This window comes from Komagataeibacter intermedius TF2 (assembly GCF_000964425.1).
Taxonomy (GTDB): domain Bacteria; phylum Pseudomonadota; class Alphaproteobacteria; order Acetobacterales; family Acetobacteraceae; genus Komagataeibacter; species Komagataeibacter intermedius.
Genome location: NZ_BANF01000601.1, coordinates 22,099 through 29,468, shown reverse-complemented (window position 1 = coordinate 29,468; position 7,370 = coordinate 22,099). Strand labels below are relative to the sequence as shown.

Here is a 7,370-nt window from a genome sequence, read left to right as displayed (position 1 = left end):
TGAGCACTGAACAAATCGCTCTCCGGTAAACCCGGGGCAGTTCAGGTACTTCGTAAGTGCTGGTCTCGGCCCCTTCGCCATCAAGCACGGGACGGACGTTCAGGCTCTGCAGCAGCCCGCGGCGCTCGATGTCACAGGCCAGTTCCTCGATAGACAGGCCGGCCTTCACGCGCCGCACGTTGGATTGCGACAGCACCAGCCGGTTGAAGGGGATATCACGGGATGAACTCAGGCTGATTTTGGGATTAGCGGTCGCCATAGCGAAAAACTCCATGACGGGCGGACAGGAGCCTCTCTCCTACCCTCTCAACCCGTCACGAAAATCCGCGCAGCCCTCTGCCTCTAACGATTACACCCGCCCCACACCCTCTTTCACGGCAAAAAAATGACGGCAATGGGGGGAAGCAGAAAGTCAGTTGTTGATAGAAAGCCGCCATTCGCAGAATTCACGTTCATGACGGCTACCGACCAATTCACGACGTTCGAGGCTCAGGATAAAAGGGCAGCTCTCGGCCAGATTGTGTTGAAAAAATCAGCTTGAGGTGTCTGCTCAGGATTTCGTATGCAATTGGGAATGACAATTCCCCATGATTACAGCACTCTGGTAACAGTGGAGGGCTGGTTCCGCTTGCGTTGGTCGTTGAGCATGCCCAGATGCTTGAACTTTATCTGGATAGCCTGCTTCGATACCTCGAAATGGCTCGATAGATACGCAAGTAATCGGTCGTATATCGTATAATTGCAAGGTTGGTCGTCGACGAATATGTAACCATGTCCCCTATCCCTGATTTCGAGAAAATTGCGGAATTGCGCAGTCTTAAACTTGAAGGAATCATCGGGCAGGATGAGGTTGGATGAGAACAAGTTCGCCTGATATTCAAGCCGCTCCAGGTTAAAGCTCGCATCCATCTCCTTGTTTATCAAAAGATCGCGTTCAATGATATTTTCGGAACTGAGGTAATGGTGATGTTTCAAGGAAAAATGACCTATTTCATGACCGATCGTAAAGCGTTCACGGCTCCTGTTCCCGTGGGAGTTGATAGAGATCACTTTCTGATGGAAGTGTGCAGAGCCCAGAATTGGCGTTCCATCCGTGTCGTGGAACTCTTGGTCGGAATATTGAAGATCTATAGATAGCGCGGAGCAGATATGTTCCAAATCTACCGGCCCATCCCGGTAATCGACGAGCTTCAGGACTTCTCGGACAGAACTCTTTATGACCTCCGGAGGCATGAAGGGAATGGCCGTCGGGCTTTCATCGACGTCTCCTGCGAGTTCCGGGTAGAGACTACCCAGGAACCGGCTGATGCTGCTGAAAAACTTTCCATCATTATAGGCAGAGAACTTCAGGGATTTTGTCGCCGACACTCCCCGAAAAAGCTGGAATTCCACAAAACGGTTTTCGATGTACGACCGCGCCTTCCGATCCGCGATGATGTCGAGACCGTCTCCGTCGTATTTTATGATGCCAAGCCCTTTGTTCCGCGCGACCTTTTCGGCTCCGGATTGCAGCCGCGAAGACACAACCATCACGCCTTTTGCTGTATGGGGGAACATTCGCCCGAGTTTCGCTGAGAAGTCGTTTACGTACAGCTCAGGAACACTGCCACTGTAATTTTTGCATTCGAAAATGACATAGAGATGAGGCGAAGTGCGCCCGTTGGCGCAGAGTTCCAGTACGACATCGAACTCGACATTCGCCTCGCGCTCTTTACAGTAGTATTCCTTCTTTTTGAAAATCTTGCAGTTGTCGGGAGGATAAGCTCCCAGCACCAATTCTCCCCGATCCTTCTGATCAAGGAGATACTGATGGAATGCATCTTCGAGCTTATTGCCTTTATCCGAGGAACTCATGCCTTTGCCTTGAAAGAAGAAACAATCGCAGGACGATGGTAATAGTTCTATAGGGAATTCTAGCCTGGTTAAAGCGACCAACCCGATATGTACCCAAAATCACGTGGGAAGAAGCGTTCCAAAGGTTATGAACAACCGCTCCCGGCGGCCCACGAGACCAGCCTTTTGATCTTAATTATCCGCCACAATAGAGTTCAAGAGCTACGCAAAGGCATCAACCTTAGCAATATACTCGACAATGATCGTGTTAAATTTAGCGTAATCGGTCTTTATCTCATATCGATGTTATCCCTTCGTATTGCAGAGGTAAAAAAAGAATCTAATAGTTCGACAATTATTTCCTAAATTGAATTAAATACACATAATAATTACATCTGACGCATAGATATTGATGGCTATCTCCGCTGACAATAATACGTTGGTAGAGGAATCAAGCTGTCGCAGTGACCTGAACCGGTGGGACCCGATCAAATTACGTCTGCTACGTGGCGAACGGTTTCGGAATTTTATTGTCCGAGAAGAGACGGAAACAGCCTGTGTGCTTGACTCTCGCTAAGCGGACCAACCGCTTCCGCCCTCATGTCGGACATTCCTGAACCTAATATGATTTTCCTGTAGTGGACTAAATGATATGCTCTCTTTTTGCATTCACGCAAAAAGGAGAGCGTGCGCCCCTTGAGAGATTGCCCAGCTCACCTCCTAGAGTTTCTTCTTTTTCTGTTACCTGCAGGTCTTTTTATTGCTAACCCAGAATATTTTCCGTCTTCTTTTTGAAGAAAAACTAAATAGTCTCTATAGGCAGTGTTTATTTCCCAAAGGTATTTTTGAAGATCATTCCACCTTGCCTTACTTACTAAAAATGCATCATTTTCAGGATCCAAATGTTTGAATCCATCCCTGGTCTCAATATCAGAAGCACGCGCATTAATTACTTTCTCTTGGTAGAAAAATTGCCATAATTCGAAGGCTTGTATTTCATTTCCTGGACGAATGGTTTTACCAAATAATGTTATGGTAAATTTAGATGGTATTTTTTTAAAGTGCTCTAACGCTCCCTCTGCGCTCATAGTAAACCCAGTATGATCATATTCTGCGGAAGCAAATGTTTTTAGTATTTCTAAGGCTTGAGGACATTCAATTGTTGTCTCTTGACCAAATTGATCTGAAATTCTTTTTGAAAAAACAGGCATAACATCAATGAAAACTTTCTGATCAATCTTATTTTTTCCGTTTTTCAATGCTTCTTTAGCTAGCGTGGAGATTAGTTGAATTGTATCACGAGGACGTTCTCTGGAACGGACGGTAATGAGATTTTCCCACGTTCGCAAATCACTGCTTTGAGGAGCATGTGCTTTTTTTTCATCAAAAAAATCATCATAAATCGTATCATCTTCAGTGTTTTTGTTTGAGGCGAGACTTAACCTTCTGCGCACAATCCTGATAATATGTTCACGAGTGCCGTACATATTAACAACAAGGTTTCTGAAATGGTCAGCTTGGTCGCGTTGTCCTGTTTCATCTCTTTGAAGTCTAACCCAGACTTCACTCCTCAAAGTGACTATGCACTTTAATTCAGGAATCTTTTCCGCTATTCTGCGAGAAGCAAGAATGATGGCCCAAACTCTATTTAGATGAGAAGAATCATCTGGGTTTGATATTTGATCGGTATCGTCAATAAAAAGATAGAAACTTTTTTTCCCAACAATTTTTTGTGCTGATAACTCTACATCTGAACGCGTAGTCTCAGTGAGGTGAGGAAATGCCGAAACCAAGTCGATCTTGGTTGGTCCTTTCGCAATTTCTGCAATAAACTTTCCAATTTTACCAGGAAAATCTGATTTTCGTGCATTCGCATCGACAGCCGCATAATATAAATTGGCATAGTCACCATCAAACCAGCCGCTATTTTCCTCGGATATCTTCTTTGCAACGGCTATTAGAAGGATGTCATAGAAAGCTCTGACCATATCTCCTGTAGACGCATTTGTAGCTAATCCAGATGTATCGATATCAAATGGCGTAAGTGAGACTGTTGGTATTCCTTGAGAATTTGTTAATCGAGATGAAAAATCAAGTAGCGCACTTTTGCCACTTCCTTTCTCGCCAATAAGTAAGACGGGGCTTCCTGGAATTGGAGATATTATTTGCTTAAATTCATCAGCATATATAAATACTTTATCAAGTATAGATCGCTCTCCTTCAGCGGTTCCTGTCGGAAAATATTGTAGAATTTTATCAAGATTATCAGTTTTTGAATTCATAATTGCAATATCCTTCAGCCTAGCGTTTCGGATGAAAACACATATACATTTATGCGATCAAAAAAACGAAAAGACAAATTGTGACGCTTTATATTGAAACGGCGATGCCCCGTTAATTCATTGATAGAAATTCACAGAACTCAAGCTGCTGATCAAACTGGACGATTTGAATACTCGCGCCATGGTAACTGAAATTTGATCAAATTAATGGTCTTGGAAATACGATTCGTAAAATAACGAGTAAGATATCATCATTTCGTTGCGAGAGCAGTTCGTAACGTCCACTTTAGGAAGTTTTGAAGTAGAAGCTTAATATTTTCAGTGCGAATGCCGGTCATAAGCGTTAACGGGGCGAATGGCTGCTTTCCTTTTCAGACTGCTCAATACCAGACAGTCTGTTCCCCCCCCGTTGCAGTCATTCCAAAGGCCGCGGAGGATCGACACAAGCAAGCATGCCATCCGACAAGGGGCGTTGAAGACGCAAAGCCTCGCTGACAGACGCATTCATCCACACGTCCAGTTCATCCAGCTGCCTCAGAATGACCGGCATGGCCTTCGGATGGATCGCCCCCACTTCGCTATTGGCGTCAGTGGTCAGAAACCCGAACAGATCATCCGTCGTCTCCCCGTCAGCCAGTTTCCGCACCGATGTCCACCGGCACCAGATCCCGGCAAAGAAAGCCAGCGGCTCTCCGTCGCTGCGGGCAAACCACACCGGCTGCGATTTCCCGTCATGTAGACGCTCCGGTTCCGAGAAGGCGGTCAGCGGCACCAGACAGCGATGCGCCACACCTTCCCAGCGCTTCCACCATGTCGAGGTCGGATTGCGGATATTGGTCACACCGCGATCCATCTTGTGGCCTTTCAGGTAACCGGGCGGTGTCGGCATGCCCCAGCGGGCCATGAGCAGTTCACGACCGCCTTCCCCGTTCCTCACAATCGGCGCCATCGTATTCGGGTAGATCTCCGGCAGCGGCTGGAGATTGCCCGTGCGATCCTCAAGAACTTTCGCAATATCCCGGATCGCCTGCGGGTTCGAGGTCATGGAATAGAGATTGCACATTCGCCTGCTCCCTTACGACCACATGCCGCGTAATCTGGCTGCCATATCGATCCTTACGGATTTCACGGCCTCCTGCCGGGCCTGTTCTTCCGGTTTTACGACCGGCCAGGATATGGACTGGAACAGGGACAGCATGTCCCGATCAATGAAACGTGTGCGCGAGGCATAGACATGCCGGTCGCCCCGGCTGTGCTGCCCATGCACATAGAAACGCTGCGGCACCATGATATCGAGACTGTCCTTCGCCCGTGTCATGGCGACATAGAGCAGCCGGCGTTCCTCCTCGATGTCATCCTTCTCACCGGTGGCCAGATCAGACGGAATGCACCCATCGACCACGTTCATGACGAACACGTTCTTCCATTCCTGTCCCTTGGCGGAATGAATGGTCGAGAGGATCAGATAGTCTTCATCCAGCAGCGGCACGCCAGCCTGATCGGATGTGGCATCCGGCGGGTCCAGCGTCAGTTCAGTCAGGAACTTCTCTCGTGACGGATAGCCCCCGGCGATCTGCTCAAGCTGCACCAGGTCGGCCAGACGGGTGGAGGCGTCCTCATGCAGCCGCTCCAGATGCGGCTCATACCAGTATCGCACAGCTGCGATCTCGCCCGGCCAGCCGACCTGATGGCTGCCGAGAACGGTCAGCAGGTTTACGAAACCCGCCCAGGCCTCACCACTCCGCTGTGGCGCTTTGACATCCTTCAGCGCCTCGAACGGATGCGCACTCTCGCCCATCGTATCCAGCACGCGTCGGGCCGAACCCGGCCCCACGCCGGGGAGAAGCTGCAACACCCGAAAGCCCGCAATGCGATCCCGCGGGTTCTGGGCAAAGCGCAGCAGAGCCAGCACATCCTTCACATGCGCGCTGTCGAGAAACTTCAGACCACCGAATTTCACGAACGGAATATTGCGCCGGGTCAGTTCCACCTCCAGCGTGCCGCTATGGTGCGAAGCCCGGAACAGCACGGCCTGCTGCTTCATCGGCGTGCCGGCCTCACGCTCTTCCAGCACCCGATCCGCGATGTAATTGGCCTGAGCGGTGTCGTCCCAGATGGTAACAAGCCTTGGCAGTTCGTCGGACTGTCGTTCGGTCCACAGATCCTTGGTGAACCGCTCTGCCGCCTCGCCGATCACCGCATTGGCGGCATCCAGAATGGGTTTCGTTGAGCGATAGTTCCTATCCAGCGTCACCACACGGGCCGGGGGATCGAAGGACGCTGGAAAATCGAGGATGTTGCGCACGGTCGCGGCCCGGAAGGCATAGATGCTCTGCGCGTCATCACCCACCACCGTCAGGCCTCGACCGTCGGGCTTCATGCCCATCAAAATGTCCGCCTGCAGCCGGTTGGTGTCCTGATACTCATCGACCAGCACATGATCCCATTTGCCGCCGATATCAGCGGCCAGAACCGGGTCGCTGGTCATCTGCGCCCAGCACAGCAGCAGATCGTCGTAATCCAGCACGCCCTGTTCCTGCTTCGCGGTGACATAGCCTGCAAAGAGCTGTCTGAGCTGGGCTTCCCAGCCCGCGCACCACGGATAGTGCTTCAGCAACACATCGGAGAGCGGTGCGCCGGAATTCACCACACGGGAATAGATGGCAAGGCACGTGCCCTTACCAGGAAACCGCTTCTCGGTTTTGGAAAATCCCTGATCATGGCGGATCAGATTCATCAGGTCAGCAGAATCTTCCCGGTCATGGATCGAGAAGGCCGGGTCCATGCCGATCTGCTGGGCATACTCCCGCAGCAGCCGCGCACCGATGGAATGAAACGTCCCGGCCCAGGCCAGCGCGTCCGCCAGAGGTCCGGCCTTGTCGCCCAGCACGGTTTTGCAGATGCGCTCGACACGCCGTGTCATCTCAACACTAGCACGCCGGGAGAAGGTCAGCAGCAGGATGCGGCGCGGATCAGCCCCTGAGGCGATCAGATGCGCCACCCGGTGGGCCAGTGTGTTCGTCTTGCCCGAACCAGCCCCGGCGATGACCAGCAGCGGGGATGAATCCGCCCCGCCTGCCGAGACTCCGGTCCCATGCGTGACGGCCTGCCGCTGCGCGTCATTCAGACGGGACAGATAATCGTCGTGGTCCAGGACGGGAGAAGTCTCTGAATTCAATTCCTTAAGGTACCTTCACCAATAATTCCGGGTGGTTATGCGCCCTGCATCATGCCTGAGGTGGTGCGAATTTGCAT

At 50.7% G+C, this 7,370-nt stretch carries 4 protein-coding genes and 1 pseudogene; all 5 read right to left on the bottom strand.

Annotated features, from left to right (window positions below):
- A pseudogene (locus B7449_RS18760) lies at positions 1-259 on the bottom strand (hypothetical protein); the annotation flags it as partial.
- Between the two features lie 332 nt (positions 260-591).
- Entirely contained in the window at positions 592-1,854 is a 1,263-nt protein-coding gene (locus tag B7449_RS18755; protein WP_039733255.1) for an ImmA/IrrE family metallo-endopeptidase, read from the bottom strand.
- Between the two features lie 692 nt (positions 1,855-2,546).
- The gene (locus B7449_RS20435) at positions 2,547-4,115 is read right to left on the bottom strand and encodes a P-loop ATPase, Sll1717 family (RefSeq protein ID WP_148431430.1); all 1,569 of its coding nucleotides are present in this window, start codon (positions 4,113-4,115) and stop codon (positions 2,547-2,549) included.
- 415 nt (positions 4,116-4,530) lie between these two features.
- Entirely contained in the window at positions 4,531-5,178 is a 648-nt protein-coding gene (locus B7449_RS18750; protein ID WP_039733256.1) for an SOS response-associated peptidase, read from the bottom strand.
- Between the two features lie 12 nt (positions 5,179-5,190).
- The gene (locus B7449_RS18745) at positions 5,191-7,293 is read right to left on the bottom strand and encodes an ATP-dependent helicase (protein ID WP_235721232.1); all 2,103 of its coding nucleotides are present in this window, start codon (positions 7,291-7,293) and stop codon (positions 5,191-5,193) included.
- Positions 7,294-7,370: the final 77 nt, after the last annotated feature.

Coding starts and splice junctions, on each gene's coding strand:
- B7449_RS18750 (WP_039733256.1), bottom strand. CDS start 5,178: ATGTGCAATCTCTATTCCATGACCTCGAACCCGCAGGCGATCCGGGAT.
- B7449_RS18755 (WP_039733255.1), bottom strand. CDS start 1,854: ATGAGTTCCTCGGATAAAGGCAATAAGCTCGAAGATGCATTCCATCAG.
- B7449_RS20435 (WP_148431430.1), bottom strand. CDS start 4,115: ATGAATTCAAAAACTGATAATCTTGATAAAATTCTACAATATTTTCCG.